The 13,476-nt window shown below is 74.5% G+C and carries 13 protein-coding genes; 4 read left to right on the top strand and 9 right to left on the bottom strand.

The features are described 5' to 3' along the window. The first annotated feature begins 14 nt into the window (after positions 1-14). Positions 15-494, top strand: a complete 480-nt coding sequence (locus SM452_RS12930) for a type III secretion system chaperone family protein (protein WP_262013610.1) — start codon at positions 15-17, stop codon at positions 492-494. Continuing rightward, a complete protein-coding gene (locus SM452_RS12925; RefSeq protein ID WP_463839982.1) occupies positions 491-2,140 on the top strand; it encodes a type III secretion system chaperone family protein in 1,650 nt (549 codons plus the stop codon). Before SM452_RS12930 ends, SM452_RS12925 begins: the two co-directional genes overlap by 4 nt. 90 nt (positions 2,141-2,230) lie before the next feature. Here SM452_RS12925 and SM452_RS12920 read toward each other — a convergent pair whose 3' ends face one another. The 6 genes from SM452_RS12920 to SM452_RS12895 all read right to left on the bottom strand — a co-directional run bounded on the left by SM452_RS12920 (position 2,231) and on the right by SM452_RS12895 (position 9,507). Beyond that, complete coding sequence (locus SM452_RS12920; RefSeq protein WP_355506986.1) at positions 2,231-3,781, bottom strand: S1 family peptidase; 1,551 nt, start codon at positions 3,779-3,781, stop codon at positions 2,231-2,233. Between the two features lie 174 nt (positions 3,782-3,955). Continuing rightward, positions 3,956-5,644: a ribonuclease J gene (locus tag SM452_RS12915; RefSeq protein ID WP_463839981.1), complete on the bottom strand. Its 1,689-nt coding sequence runs from the start codon at positions 5,642-5,644 to the stop codon at positions 3,956-3,958. A gap of 51 nt (positions 5,645-5,695) precedes the next feature. Next, a complete protein-coding gene (gene dapA, locus SM452_RS12910; protein WP_463839980.1) occupies positions 5,696-6,622 on the bottom strand; it encodes a 4-hydroxy-tetrahydrodipicolinate synthase in 927 nt (308 codons plus the stop codon). A 52-nt stretch (positions 6,623-6,674) separates the two neighbouring features. Further along, positions 6,675-7,412, bottom strand: coding sequence for an FAD-dependent thymidylate synthase (gene thyX, locus SM452_RS12905; protein WP_026268015.1), 738 nt, complete (start codon positions 7,410-7,412; stop codon positions 6,675-6,677). 162 nt (positions 7,413-7,574) lie between these two features. Continuing rightward, positions 7,575-8,207, bottom strand: a complete 633-nt coding sequence (locus SM452_RS12900; protein WP_463840025.1) for a DUF2752 domain-containing protein — start codon at positions 8,205-8,207, stop codon at positions 7,575-7,577. A 70-nt stretch (positions 8,208-8,277) separates the two neighbouring features. Next, entirely contained in the window at positions 8,278-9,507 is a 1,230-nt protein-coding gene (locus SM452_RS12895) for a winged helix-turn-helix domain-containing protein (RefSeq protein ID WP_262013616.1), read from the bottom strand. A 79-nt stretch (positions 9,508-9,586) separates the two neighbouring features. Here SM452_RS12895 and SM452_RS12890 point away from each other — a divergent pair, with 79 nt between their 5' ends. Further along, the gene (locus SM452_RS12890; RefSeq protein WP_463839979.1) at positions 9,587-10,132 is read left to right on the top strand and encodes an N-acetyltransferase family protein; all 546 of its coding nucleotides are present in this window, start codon (positions 9,587-9,589) and stop codon (positions 10,130-10,132) included. Here SM452_RS12890 and SM452_RS12885 read toward each other — a convergent pair. Next, positions 10,037-11,341, bottom strand: coding sequence for a glycosyltransferase family 87 protein (locus tag SM452_RS12885; RefSeq protein WP_463839978.1), 1,305 nt, complete (start codon positions 11,339-11,341; stop codon positions 10,037-10,039). The two genes, SM452_RS12890 and SM452_RS12885, sit on opposite strands and share 96 nt — an antisense overlap. Positions 11,342-11,376: 35 nt before the next feature. Here SM452_RS12885 and SM452_RS12880 point away from each other — a divergent pair, with 35 nt between their 5' ends. Then, the gene (locus SM452_RS12880; protein ID WP_355506975.1) at positions 11,377-11,961 is read left to right on the top strand and encodes a GNAT family N-acetyltransferase; all 585 of its coding nucleotides are present in this window, start codon (positions 11,377-11,379) and stop codon (positions 11,959-11,961) included. Between the two features lie 188 nt (positions 11,962-12,149). On the opposite strand, the gene SM452_RS12875 is transcribed toward SM452_RS12880, so the two are convergent. Both SM452_RS12875 and dapB read right to left on the bottom strand, forming a co-directional pair. Then, on the bottom strand, positions 12,150-12,620 hold the full coding sequence (locus tag SM452_RS12875) for a GNAT family N-acetyltransferase (protein ID WP_463839977.1): 471 nt from the start codon (positions 12,618-12,620) through the stop codon (positions 12,150-12,152). 76 nt (positions 12,621-12,696) lie between these two features. Next, positions 12,697-13,458: a 4-hydroxy-tetrahydrodipicolinate reductase gene (gene dapB, locus SM452_RS12870; RefSeq protein WP_262013621.1), complete on the bottom strand. Its 762-nt coding sequence runs from the start codon at positions 13,456-13,458 to the stop codon at positions 12,697-12,699. Positions 13,459-13,476 lie beyond the last annotated feature (18 nt).

The raw sequence follows: 13,476 nt of genomic DNA, 5'->3' as shown, positions 1-13,476 counted from the left end.
AGAAGGGATGCCCGATGGCGTCGCCGGAGATCGAGGACGGTCCGGACGGTCCGCTGGCCGGACACCCGCAGGAACTGCGCCCGCTGACCGGCGAGCTGATCGCCGCCGTGCTCGCCCACCGGGGGTACGCGGTGGCCGAGGAACCCGACGGCGCGCTGGTGGGCCGCTGGGAGCGGAACCTGATCTGGTTCCACCGCCGGGGCGCGGCCGGTGAGCTGCTCCAGGTCCGCACCGTCGTCGCGGACCACTTCGGCATCGAGCGCGTGCCCGAGCTGCACGCGTTCTGCAACACGTGGAACCACGACCGGCTCTGGCCGAAGGCGTACGTGCACGTCGCCGACGACGGGTCGGCCCAGGTGTGCGGCGAGGTCACCACCGACCTGGAACGCGGGGTGACGCCGCACCAGCTCGACCGGCTCGTCGACTGTGGCGTGACCACCGGGTGCCAGCTCGCCGCCGCCGTCGACGAGCTGGCCGGCGGGACGCTCCGGTGACCACGGCACGCGACAGGGGGCTGGCCGCCGCTCTCGCCGACGCCCGGGACCGGCCCGACGGCGCGGAGCGCTGCGCCGAGCTGGAGCGGATCGCGTCCCGGGCGGACGCCACCGGCGATCCGCGTACCGCGGTGTCGGCGCGGTTCGCGCTGGTCGAGGCGTACCTGCACCGGGGCGAGCGGTGGCGGGCGGTGGAGCCGGTCCGGCGGATGCGGGCCACGCTGGACGGGCACCCCGGGCTGCTGGACGCCAGCCCGGACGAGCTGACCCGGTTGCGCCGGCATCAGCGGCAGGCGGTGGAGGCGTCGTTCGGCACGCCCCGGGTGGGCCTGGACCAGGCCCGGTCCCTGTTGGGCGCGCTCGCCGGGGAACTGGGCGAGGACGCGGCGCCGGTGGCGGAGCTGCGCTGCCGGCTCGCCGACCACCTCGGTGACGAGCCGGCCGCCCGGCGGGCGTACGAGCGCTGGTCGGCGGCGGACGAGACCGACCCGGTGGCCGGCTGTGCGGGGTGCGCCCCGGCCCGGCGGGCCGACCTGCTGGCCGGCTGGGGCGAGCCGGACGCGGCACTGGCGGCGCTGGCGCCGGCGCTGACCGGCTGGGTCGAGCCGCAGGCGCCACCGACCCGGCGCGGCGAGCGGCAGGCGGCAGCGGCCGGCGCGACGGCCTGCACCGACCAGCCGGAACGGGCGCTCGCCGTGGGGCTGCTGCCGTGGCTGCGTACCGGCGCGGTGACGCGGGCCGCCCGGGCGCACGTGTACGCGTACCGCCGGCACCGCGGCGAGAAGACGGCGTTCCCGCTGCTCGCAGCGCACCTGCGCTTCTGCGCGCTGGGCGGCTACCTGCATCGTGGGCTGGAGATCCTCACCGAGCAGCTGCCCGAACTGGACCGCCCGGCCGACGACCTGTCCGCCATGGAGTTCGCGGCAGCGGGCGCGCTGCTGTGCGCGCTGGCCGCCGAGGCCGGGCTGGGCGGGCGGCGCATCCACCGCCCCGGGCACGGTTCCCGGCCGGCGGCCGAGGTGGACGTGGCGACGCTGGGTACGCAGTTGCAGGCGCTGGCGACGGCGCTCGCCGGCAGCTTCGACGCCCGCAACGGCACCGGGCACCAGTCCGGCCGGATCGCCTCCTGGCTGGCCGAGCGGCCGCTCGCCGCGCCGGTGTCGCTGGCTGCCGAGAGCGAGTTCGACGAGGAGCCGGACGCCGATGATCCGGCCGAACCCCTGCTGCCCGGGCCGGAGGAACCGGCACCGCTGGACGCGGCGCTGCTCGCCGCCGCGCTCGACGCCCGGGGCGAGCCGTACGCGGTGGAGCCGGACGGCACGCTCGCCGGGCGGTGGGGCGAGGCCACGATCCAGTTCCGCCTGCTCGGCCGGGACGGCGACGTGCTGCACGCCCGGGTGGTGGCGCAGCGGCGGCTGCCGGCCGGGCGGCGCGCCGAGGCGTACGCGTTCTGCAACGCCTGGAACCACGACCGGCTGCTGCCCGCCGCGTACGTGCACGAGCCCGGCGACGGGACGCTGGTGCTGGCTGCGGGCGTCTCCACCGACCTGTCCTGCGGGGTGGCCCCGGCGCAGCTCGCGGTGCTGGTGGCCGCCGCGGTCCGCACCGGCACCGCGTACGCCGAAGCGGTCGCCGCGCTGCCCTGAGCCGCCGCACCGACCGACAGTGCCGCGGACGCGGCGCGGCCCCCGGCCACCGGGCGGTGGTGGTCGAGGGCCGCGGTCTGGGTGCGGCGGTCAGCGGGCGGAGAACGCCAGCGTGTACTCGCCGGAGCCGGACAACCCGACGACGCGGTACCGGTAGGCACCGGCCGACGTCTCGGCGGTCAGGCGGGCCGTGCCGTCGGCGGTGGCCGCGCGGGCCACGGTGCGGAAGGCGCCGCCGGTGAAGCGTTGCAGCTCCAGCACCATCCGGGCGCCGTCCGGCGCGGACAGGCACGCCTCCTGGGTGCCGTCGGGCACCCGGTAGAAGCGCCCGTCCGGCTGGATCTGGGTCCGTCCGGCGGCGATCCGGCCGGTCCGGCTCACCTGCCCGGAGCACTCGGTGTCGCCGGCTGGCGGGGTGGGCTGGGCGGTCGCGGGCGGGGTGGTCTCGCCGCCGCCCGCCGGCGGCTGCGTGGGCGCGGGCTGGTCGCCGGCGGTGACGAGCGTCAGGTTGTTGCGCTGGAGGATCTCGTTGACCGGCTGGAAGAACGTGGTGCCGCCCCGGGTGCAGTCGCCGGATCCGCCGGACGTGACGCCCTGCGCCTGGTCGCCGGAGAGCCACGCGCCGCCGGAGTCACCCGGCTCGGCGCAGACGTTCGTCCGGGTCAGCCCGGTGACGGTGCCCTCCGGGTAGTTGACTGTGGCGTTCTTCGCCTGGATCAGGCCGCAGCGGGTGCCGGTGGTGGAGCCGGACCGGCAGATCGACGCGCCCACCGGCGCCTCGGTGGAGCCGTTCACCGCCACCGTGCCGCCGTCGGCGAAGTCGGTCACCACGCCCTGCGGCGTCCAGTCGGCGTTCACCCGCACGAACGCCCAGTCGTCACCGGGGAACGAGGACGCGGCGAACGTGCCCTGGGCGACCCGGTTGGACCCGGTGGTGCGGTCCCCCGGCCGGCCGCAGTGCCCGGCGGTGACGAACCCGCCGACCACGGAGAAGCCCACCGAGCAGCGGCCCGCGTTGTTGATCAGGTAGGCGTCGCCGCCCCGCACGTCAAACAGCGGACGCGGGGCCTCGTCGGCGGTACGCACCCGGACCATCCCGGCCTTCGACCCCGCGGCGGCGGCGAGCCGGCGACCGTCGGCTTCCGCGCCCGGCCGGGCGATCACGACCACCGCGTTGTCTGCCACGTCGACGTACCAGCCGGCCACGTCCGGGCTGGCGTCGGCGCCCGCCGCGTCCAGCCGGGACTTCACCGCGTCCAGCTCGGCGACGCCGCGGGCCACCCGCTTCGGGACCGCGCCCGCCGCCCGTACCCGCGCCTCGCCGGCCGGGTCGGCCACCGCCACGGTGAGCGTGGCGCCGTCCGCGCTGAGCCAGCTGCCCCCGTAGCCGGCGCCGAGCTCACCGCGCAGCCGGGTGACGGTGCCGGCCGCCCACCGCTCGGTCCGCAGCCGCTTCGCCGCCTGGTCGCGGGTCAGCGCAAGGTCGCGGCCCATCGCGTCGAGGACCTCCGGCGCGACGCCGTCGGCCGCCGGCGCGGCCCGCCGGGGTTCCTCACCGGCGAACGACGGTACGGTCACCGCCGCCGTCAACCCGGCCGCCGCCACCAGTACGCCGATGACTGTCATCCGTCTGCGGTCCATCCGCCACGCTCCTCCCGACCGGCGCAGGGGCACGCCGGCCACCGGGAGGTACGGAGACGGACGCCGATCGGATGAGTACCGGCGGCACGTTTCGACGCGCCGTGTCGGGGCGTACCCGGAAAGCGACGGCGCCGGCCCACCGCGGACGGTGGACCGGCGCGCGGCGCGGTCGGGTCAGACCTCGACGACGGTCGGGACGATCATGGGCCGGCGACGGTACGCGTCGTTGACCCAGCGGCCCACCGTGCGGCGGACGATCTGCTGGAGCTGGTGCGGGTCGGTGATGCCGTCCGCGGCGGCCCGGTTCAGCGCCTCGGTGACCAGCGGGACCACCGGGTTGAACGCCTCCGGGTCCTCGGAGAAGCCCTTCGCCGAGACGGTCGGCCCGGCGACCACCTTGCCGGTGACCGAGTCGACCACCACGGTCGTCGCGATGAACCCGCCGTCGCCGAGGATCCGGCGCTCGGTGAGCAGCGACTCGCTGACGTCACCGACGGCGAGACCGTCGACGTAGACGTACCGGCTCTTGACCCGCCCGACCAGGCTGGCGCGGCCCTCGATTAGGTCGACCACGTCGCCGTCCTCGCAGAGCACGACCCGGTCCGGCGCGACGCCGGACTCGATGCCGAGCCGGGCGTGCGCCCGCAGGTGCCGCCACTCGCCGTGCACCGGCATCAGGTTGCTCGGGCGTACGACGTTGAGCAGGTAGAGCAGCTCGCCGGCCGGGGCGTGGCCGGAGACGTGCACCTTCGCGACGTCCTTGTGCACCACCACCGCGCCGGCCCGGGCCAGCCGGTTGATCACCCGGTAGACCGAGGTCTCGTTGCCGGGCACCAGCGAGGACGCCAGCACCACCGTGTCGCCCGGCGCGATGGTGATGTGCCGGTGGTCGCCGCTGGCCATCCGGCCCAGCGCGCTCATCGGCTCACCCTGCGAACCGGTGGACATCAGCACGATCTGCTCGGGCGGCAGGTTCGTGGCCTCCTCGATCCCGACCACCAGGCCGGCCGGGATGTTCAGCAGGCCCAGGTCGCGGGCGATGCCCATGTTGCGGACCATGGACCGGCCGATCAGCGCCACCTTGCGGCCGTGCTCCACGGCCGAGTCGAAGACCTGCTGCACCCGGTGCACGTGCGAGGCGAACGAGGCGACGATGATCCGCCCCTTGGCCTTCGCGAAGATCGAGTCGAGGACCGGGCCGATCTCCTTCTCCGGCGTGACGAACCCGGGGATCTCCGCGTTCGTCGAGTCGGACAGCAGCAGGTCGACGCCCTCGGCGCCGAGCCGGGCGAACCCGGCCAGGTCGGTGATCCGCCCGTCGAGCGGAAGCTGGTCCATCTTGAAGTCGCCGGTGTGCAGCACCAGGCCGGCCGGCGTACGGATGGCCACCGCCAGCGCGTCCGGGATCGAGTGGTTCACCGCGAAGAACTCGCACTCGAACGGGCCCAGCCGTTCCCGGCCGCCCTCCCGCACGGTCAGCGTGTACGGCTGGATCCGCCGCTCGGCCAGCTTCGCCTCGACGAGCGCGAGCGTGAACTGCGAGCCGACGAGCGGAATGTCCGGCTTGTGCGCGAGCAGGTACGGCACCGCGCCGATGTGGTCCTCATGGCCGTGCGTGAGCACGATCGCCTGCACGTCGGCCAGCCGGTCCAGGATCGGGCCGAAGTCGGGCAGGATCAGGTCCACGCCCGGCTGCTCGACGTCGGGGAACAGCACCCCGCAGTCGACGATCAGCAGCTTGCCGTCGTACTCGAAGACGGTCATGTTCCGGCCGATGGCGCCGAGTCCGCCGAGCGGGATGATCCGCAGGCCGCCCTCGGGCAGCGGCGGGGGCAGTTCACCCTCGATGTGCGCCTCGGTCACGCGTCACCTCATTCTGCGACGCCGTCGCGCGGCGTCCGTCGTGTCGTTGATTCATTCGGGCAGGGGCAGGCCCGCCGCGGCGCAGTCGGCGCGCAGCTGGGCCAGTTCGTCACCGGTGGCGTCGACGAGCGGCGGCCGCACCGGGCCGGCCGGGCGACCCTGCGCCCCCAGGCCGGCCTTGACCAGGATCGTGCCCTGGGTGCGGAAGATGCCGGTGTAGAGCGGCAGCAACTGCCGGTGCAGGGCGAGCGCCCGGGCGTTGTCGCCCGCCTCGAACGCCTCGATCATCTGCTTGGTCAGCGCGCCGGTGAAGTGGGTGGAGGTGCCGACCACGCCGACCGCGCCGATCGACAGCATCGGCAGGGTGAGCGCGTCCTCGCCGCTGTAGTAGGCCAGGTCGGTGCGGGCGAGCACCTCCGCGGTGGCGAACAGGTCGCCCTTGGCGTCCTTCACCGCGACGATCCGGCCGTGCTCGGCCAGCTTCACGAGCGTCTCGGTGGCGATCGCCACGCCCGCGCGGTGCGGGATGTCGTAGAGCATGACCGGCAGGCCGGTGGCGTCCGCGACGGTGGTGAAGTGCCGCAGCAGGCCGGCCTGCGGTGGCTTGTTGTAGTACGGCGTGACCACCAGCAGGCCGTGCGCACCGGCCTTCTCGGCCTGTGTGGCCAGCTCGACGGTGTGCCGGGTGTCGTTGGTGCCCACCCCGGCGACGATGCGGGCCCGGTCGCCGACCGCCTCGACCACGGTGCGGATCAGCGACTCCTTCTCCGCCTCCGTGGTGGTCGGGGACTCACCGGTGGTGCCGTTGAGGACCAGCGCGTCGTTGCCCTGCTCGTCGACGAGGTATTCGGCCAGCCGGGCGGCGCCGTCGAGATCCAGGCCGCCGTCCGGCGTGAACGGGGTCACCATGGCCGTCATCACTCGCCCGAACGGGCGCGACGCGCCCCGGCTCGGGGCGGCGGAGTGGTCGTGCGTCATGCTCACAACCTAGCGGACGGCCGCCGGTGGCCCGGCGGCGAAGGGCGACGAGTCACTCGGCGTGCGGCGACGCTGCCACCTCGGTGCCGTCGGGCAGGGTGGAGATCTCGAAGTCGGCGAAGACGTTCGGCGCGACGCCCTTGAGCTGGCGCAGGCACTCCACCGCCAGCTCGCGGATCTCCACGTCGGCGTGCTCGGTGGCGCGCATCTTCACGAAGTGGCGCCAGGCCCGGTAGTTGCCGGTCACCACGATCCGCGTCTCGGTGGCGTTCGGCAGCACCGCCCGGGCCGCCTGGCGGGCCTGCTTGCGGCGCAGCGTCGGGTTGGGCTCGTCGGTGAAGCGGGCCTCCAGCCCCTCCAGCAACTCGGTGTACGCCCGCACCGCCGCGTCGGTGGCCTCGACGAACTTCTTGTGCAGCTCCGGGTCGTCGGCGATCACCGACGGCTCGACCATCGCGGCGTCCCGCTCGGGCACGTAGCGCTGGGAGAGCTGCGAGTAGGAGAAGTGCCGGTGCCGGATCAGCTCGTGCGTGAACGAGCGGGAGACGCCGCTGAAGTAGAAGCTCACCGAGCCGTGCTCCAGCACGCTCAGGTGACCGACCTCCAGGATGTGCGCCAGGTAACCGGCGTTGGTGGCGGTGGCCGGGTTCGGCTTCTTCCAGCTCTGATAGCAGGCCCGGCCGGCGAACTCGGCGAGCGCCTGCCCACCGTCGGCGTCGGTGGACCAGGGCACCTCTTCGGGTGCCTGGAACTGGGTCCACGCGATCAACTTGACCTGGGGCTGAACCATCTCCGGCATTCCTGCGACTGTAGTGGGCCCGCCCCCCGCCGTGGAAATCGGCCACGCGGCCGCACCGCCGGCTCGGCGATCGGCCCCCGAAGGAGATCTTGGTAGGAAAGCGCCCCTCTGGGGGCCGTTTCGTACCAAGATCTCGCGAGGGCTGGGCTCCGGTTAGACGTAGAGCGAGGTGAAGGGGGCCCACGGTAGGTTGCGGACCACCGAGAAGACCCCCCAGGCGGCCAGGAACACGCCGATGACCTTGGGGCTGAACTGGGCCTCGGGCAGCTTCCAGCCGAACGCCCGGTTGCCGGCCCAGGCCACGAAGAGCCAGGTCAGGAACGGCAGCGCGAAGACGAACAGGAAGTGGTGCCGGGCTGCGGCGGGCAGGTCGCCGTGCAGCACGTACCAGAGCGCGCGGGTGCCGCCGCAGCCCGGGCAGTCCAGCCCCGTGGTCAGCTTGAGCAGGCAGGTCGGCGCGGCGTCCGGGTCGCTGCGGGTCGGGTCGCTGACCAGCGCGTACGCGATGCCGAGGCCGACGCAGCCGAGCGCTGCGAGCGGCACCGCCCAGCGCGGGGCGCGGGCGTGCAGGCGCATCACCAGCCGGGTGAGCCGGTCGCTCTCGACCGGCTGGTACGCCGCCGGGTAACCCGGCCACGGCGCTCCGGGCGCTCCGGGTGCTCCGGGTGCTCCGGGTGCTCCGGCGGGAGCGTGCGGACCGGCGTGCGCGTGCGTCTCGGCGTGCGAAGGCTGCCCGGCGTACGCGTAAGCGTGCGCCTCGCCCTGCGGCCCGGACTCCGGCTTCACGTGCCCGTGCGGGTGCGGCTCGGTGTGCGGGTCGGGCGCGGTGGCAGGCCGGTCAACGCTCGTCACGCGCTCACCGTACACCGGCCACGCCCACCAGCGCGGCGGCCAGCGGCCCTGCCAGGTCTCCGGCGGCGGGCGGGGCGACCGCGTCCAGGCCGAGCCAGCCGGCGAGCCGGTACAGCTCGGCGGCGAGCGCCACTGCGGTCTCCCCCGGGTCGGCGCCCGGCTCGACCCAGGCGGCGGGCACCAGCAGCGCCCCGGCCTTCCGGTCGGCCTTCAGGTCGACCCGGGCGGTGAAGCGCTCGCCCTGGCGGAACGGCAGCACGTAGTAGCCGTAGACCCGCTGCGGCGCCGGCACGTAGATCTCGATCCGGTAGGTGAAGCCGAACAGCCGCTCGGTGCGCGCCCGCTCCCAGACCAGCGGGTCGAACGGGCTGACCAGCGTGTTGCCGCGGACCCAGCGGGGCAGCCGCGCCTCGGCGTGCAGGTAGGCGGGGTGCCGCCAGCCCTGCACCGTGACCGGGGTCAGCTCGCCCGCCTCGACCAGTTCGGCCACCGCCCGCCGCGCCCCGGCGACCGGGAGCCGGAAGTAGTCGCGCAGCTCCGGCTCGGCGGCGACGCCGAGCGCGCGGGCGGCGATCGACACCAGCGACCGGTGCGCCTCGGCGTCGGTCGGGGTGGGCGCGTCCAGCACGGCGGCCGGGAGCACCCGCTCGGGCAGGTCGTAGCGGCGGGCGAACGAGTTGGTGCGGTCGGCGGCGGTGACCTCGCCGGCCCAGAACAGGAACTCCAGCGCCCGTTTCACGGCCGACCAGTTCCAGCCCCAGTTGCCGGTCTCCCGTGGGGCGTCGTGCTCGATCTCGGCCGCGGTCAGCGGCCCTCGGGCGGCCACCTCGTCACGGACCCAGGCGACCAGCTCGGGCTGCTCCTCGGCGATCCGGCGCATCCCGCCCCACGCCTCGTCGCGGGCCTTGGCCATCCGCCAGCGCAACGCCGGGTGCAGCCCCACCGGCACCAGTGACGCCTCGTGCGCCCAGTATTCGAACAGCTCACGCGGGCGGCGGTAGGCGGCGGTGTCCAGGAGCGCGGTCGGGTAGGGCCCGAGCCGGCTGTAGAGCGGCAGGTAGTGCGCCCGCTGAAGCACGTTCACCGAGTCCATCTGGATCAGCCCGACCCGGTCGAGCACCCGGCGCAGGTGGCGGCGGGTGGGCACGCCTGAAGGCGCCGGGTCGGCGAAGCCCTGGGCGGCCAGGGCGATCCGGCGGGCCTGGGCGAGGGAGAGCGATTCCGGTACGGCCATCGCCGGCGACCCTAATCCAGCGGTACGACACCGGGAGCGGCGGCTGGACCGATCGCCCGTCGGGGCATAGAACGGACAGGTGCTCACCATTCGCCGGGAGGAACCGGACGACGCCGAGGCGATCGCCCGGGTGCACGTCCACGGCTGGCAGGCCGGGTACGCCGGGATCATGCCCGAGGAGGTGCTGGGCCGGCTGAACCCGCGCGCCTGGGCACAGCGCCGCCGCGACCTCGGCACCGCCGACCCGGAGCACCCGTTCACCACGCTCGTCGCCGAGGACGGCGGCACGATCGTCGGGTTCACCACGTTCGGGCCGTACCGGAACAACCAGGACCGCGGCGACCTCGACCCGGCGCACGGCGAGCTGCTGGCGATCTACCTGGAGCCCGCGCACTGGGGCTCAGGCGCCGCGCGGACGCTGCTCGCGGCGGCCCGCGACGGCCTGGCCGAGCGGGGCTGGACCACCTACCGGCTCTGGGTGCTCGCCGACAACGCCCGTGCCCGCCGCTTCTACGAACGGGCCGGGCACCTACCGGACGGCGAGGAGTCCACCTACCCGGTGCCGCTCTCCGGCGGGCGCACCCCGATCCTGCTCCGCGAGCTGCGGTACATCACCGGAGGCTGACCCGGCCGGGACGCCGTCGCCGGGACGAGCGCCGTCCGCCGGCGTGAGCCAGCGCCGGACCGGCAGCCCGAGCAGCAGCGCCAGGCTGATCCACACGTACGTGTTGCTGCCGAGGAACCCGTCCACGCCGGAGAAGTCCTTCTCCCAGGACCAGACGATCCGGCTGCACAGCAGCGCGTACCCGATCAACGCGGCGGCCAGCAGCAGACGGCGCCGCCGGCTGCGCGCGGGCGCCGTCATGCCGTTGTCCACGAGCAGGATCAACCCGGGCAGCAGCCAGACCAGGTGGTGCACCCAGGTCACCGGGCTGACCAGGCACATCACGGCGCCGGTGAGGGCCAGGCCGGTGGCCTCGTCGCCGGCGGCCACCGCCGCCCGCGACCGCCACGCCCACACCACGAGCGTCAGGAGTACGAGCGCCAGCCAGGCGATCGTGCTGGGGTGCTGCGGGTCGAGCCGGGCCACCACCCCGCGCAGCGACTGGTTGGAGACGAACGCCAGCTCACCGACCCGGTCGGTGTTCCACAGCGCCTCGGTCCAGAACTCCCGGGAGGCGTCGGGGAAAAGCCCGGCGGCCACGAGCGTGGCGACGGCGGCCGTGCCGACTGTGGTCAGCGCGGCCCGCCAGCGGCCGGTGACCAGCAGGTAGACGATGAAGATGCCGGGCGTCAGCTTGATCGCGGTGGCCAGGCCGATGCCCACGCCCGCCCAGCGGCTGCGCGCCGGCAGCAGCCACAGCAGGTCCACCGCCACCAGGAACAGCAGCAGCATGTTGACCTGGCCGAAGTTGACCGTCTCGCGCATCGGCTCGTACGCGGCGGCCAGGCACAGCGCGACAGCGAGCGCGAACCAGCGCGTCCAGCCGGACCGGCGGGCCACCGGGTCCAGCAGCCGCCAGATCACCACGGCGCTCGCCAGCACCGTCGCGGTCACGCTCACCACGATCGCCGCGCCCCACGGCAGGTACGCCATCGGCAGCATCACCAGCGCGGCGAACGGCGGGTAGGTGAAGCCGTACTGCGTGCCGGGGCGCAGGAAGTCGTAGATCTCCCCGCCGTCACGCGCCCAGTACGTCAGCGCGCCGTAGTAGACCTGCAGGTCGAAGAAGCCGTGCCGCACCGCCGCCACGGAGAGGAACACGGTGACCGCCGCGGCGAGCGCCACCACGGCGACGACCTGCGCGACCGCCCGCCCGGCACCCTGCGCCACCGTCACCCTCCTCGCCCTGCGTAGGCTCACGTGCCATGGCTGCAGGCTACGTCCGGCCCGCGCGTCCCGAGGACGCCGGCGAGATCGCACGCATCCAGCTCGCGACCTGGCGGGTCGCGTACCGCCGGATCCTGCCCCGGCACGTGCTCGACAACCTCGACGAGGCGTACCTCGCGCGGCGGTGGAGTGCGGCGGTGCAGGAGCCGCCCTCGGGCGCGCACCGGGTGCTGGTCGCCGTCGAACAGGCGGCGCAATCCTATCTGGTGGGGTTCGTCGCCTCCGGTCCGGCCGACGCCGACGCGCTCGCCCCGGACGAGCCGGCCGAGGCGCTCGGCTCGGGCGTCGCGGCGGTGACGGACCTGCTGGTCGAGCCCCGGTGGGGGCGGCGCGGGCACGGCAGCCGGCTGCTCGCCGCGGCTGTCGACCACTGGCGGTCCGACGGGCTGACCCGGGCGGTGGCGTGGACGTTCGACGCCGACGCGGCGACCCGGAAGTTCCTCGGCTCGACCGGCTGGGAGCCGGACGGCGCGACCCGCGCGCTGGACGTGGACGACATGCTCGTCCCCCAGCTCCGCTTCCACGTGGCGGTCCCGGAGGAAAATCTTCCGCCGCAGCGATGAGTTCCGCTCGTCTCGCCGGTCCACCCTCGCGTGGGTGGGCCGGCGGTCCCGGCACGGGGCAGGACCGCCACCCCACCCGCCGCCCACCCCACCGCCCCACCCCGTCGATCATGAAGTTGGCGGCAGTCGGGGAGATCGAAAAGGCCGCCAACCTCATGATCGACCGGGGGCAAGCCCGGGGGTGAGGGTCAGGCCGGGGGGAGGAGTTCGGCTACCAGTTCGTCGTCCTCCATCGCGCCTGTGGGGTGGAAGCCCAGGGACGTGTAGAGGGCGGCGGCGGGCTTGTTGTCGGGGTGGTAGCTGAGACGGATCGGCTGGCCCGCCTCGGCGAGCCGGTCCGCGAGCGTCCGCACCGTGGCGCGGCCCAGGCCCCGGCCCTGCTCGGCGGCGTCGATCACCATGCCGCCGATCCAGCGCGACTCGTCGTCGTCCACGCCCCACATGACGTGGCCCACGACCGTCTCGTCGGCGTACACGGCAAGCGAGTTCCAGACGTCCGAGCGTTCGGTGAGAAGCAGGTAGCGGGCGGCGAGCGCGGCCACGAAGGCCCGCTGGTCGTCGTGCGGCGCGACGTCCGCCACGGCCCGCCAGTTGTCGTCGTCCACCGGGCGCAGCGTCACCCGGCGGCCGGTGCGGTCGGAGTGTCCGGAATCGATCATGAAAAGCAGCCTAGGTCGACGCCCCCGACCAGGCAAAACGGTTTCCCGCAGCAGGCCGGGGGCACACCGCGGCGGGTCAGTCGAGCAGGGCGTCCAGGCCGACCGTCAGCCCGGGCCGGCGGCCCACCTCACGGACCGCGAGCAGCACGCCGGGCATGAACGACACCCGGTCGTACGAGTCGTGCCGGATGGTGAGCGTCTCACCCGTGGTGCCGAACAGCACCTCCTGGTGGGCGACCAGGCCGGTGGCGCGTACCGCGTGCACCCGTACCCCGTCGATGTCGGCACCGCGGGCGCCGGCCACCTCGTCGCGGGTGGCGTCCGGCGCGGGCCCCAGACCGGCCTCGGCGCGGGCCGCGGCGATCAGCCGGGCCGTGTGGGTGGCGGTGCCGCTCGGCGCGTCCAGCTTGCGCGGGTGGTGCTGCTCGACGATCTCGACCGACTCGAAGTAGCGGGCGGCGCGCGCCGCGAACTGCATCATCAGCACCGCGCCGATGCCGAAGTTGGGGGCGATCACCACGCCCACGCCGGGCCGGTCGGCGAGCCAGCCGCGCACCTCGGCGAGCCGCTGCTCGGTGAAGCCGGTGGTGCCCACCACCGCGTGCACGCCGTTCTCGACGCACCAGCGCAGGTTGTCCATGACCGCGTCGGGGGTGGTGAAGTCGACGACCACCCCGGCGCCCGCCTGGGCCACCGCGTCCAGGTCGTCGCCCTGGTCGACTGCCGCGACCAGCTCCAGGTCGGCGGCGGAGTCGACCGCCTTGCAGACCTCCATGCCCATCCGGCCCCGGGCACCCAGCACACCGACCCGGGCCGCCGTCTTCTGCTGCTCAGTCACGGCCCACAACCTATCCCA

This window comes from Micromonospora sp. SYSU B005 (assembly GCF_055362685.1).
This window is presented reverse-complemented; position numbering and strand designations above follow the sequence as displayed.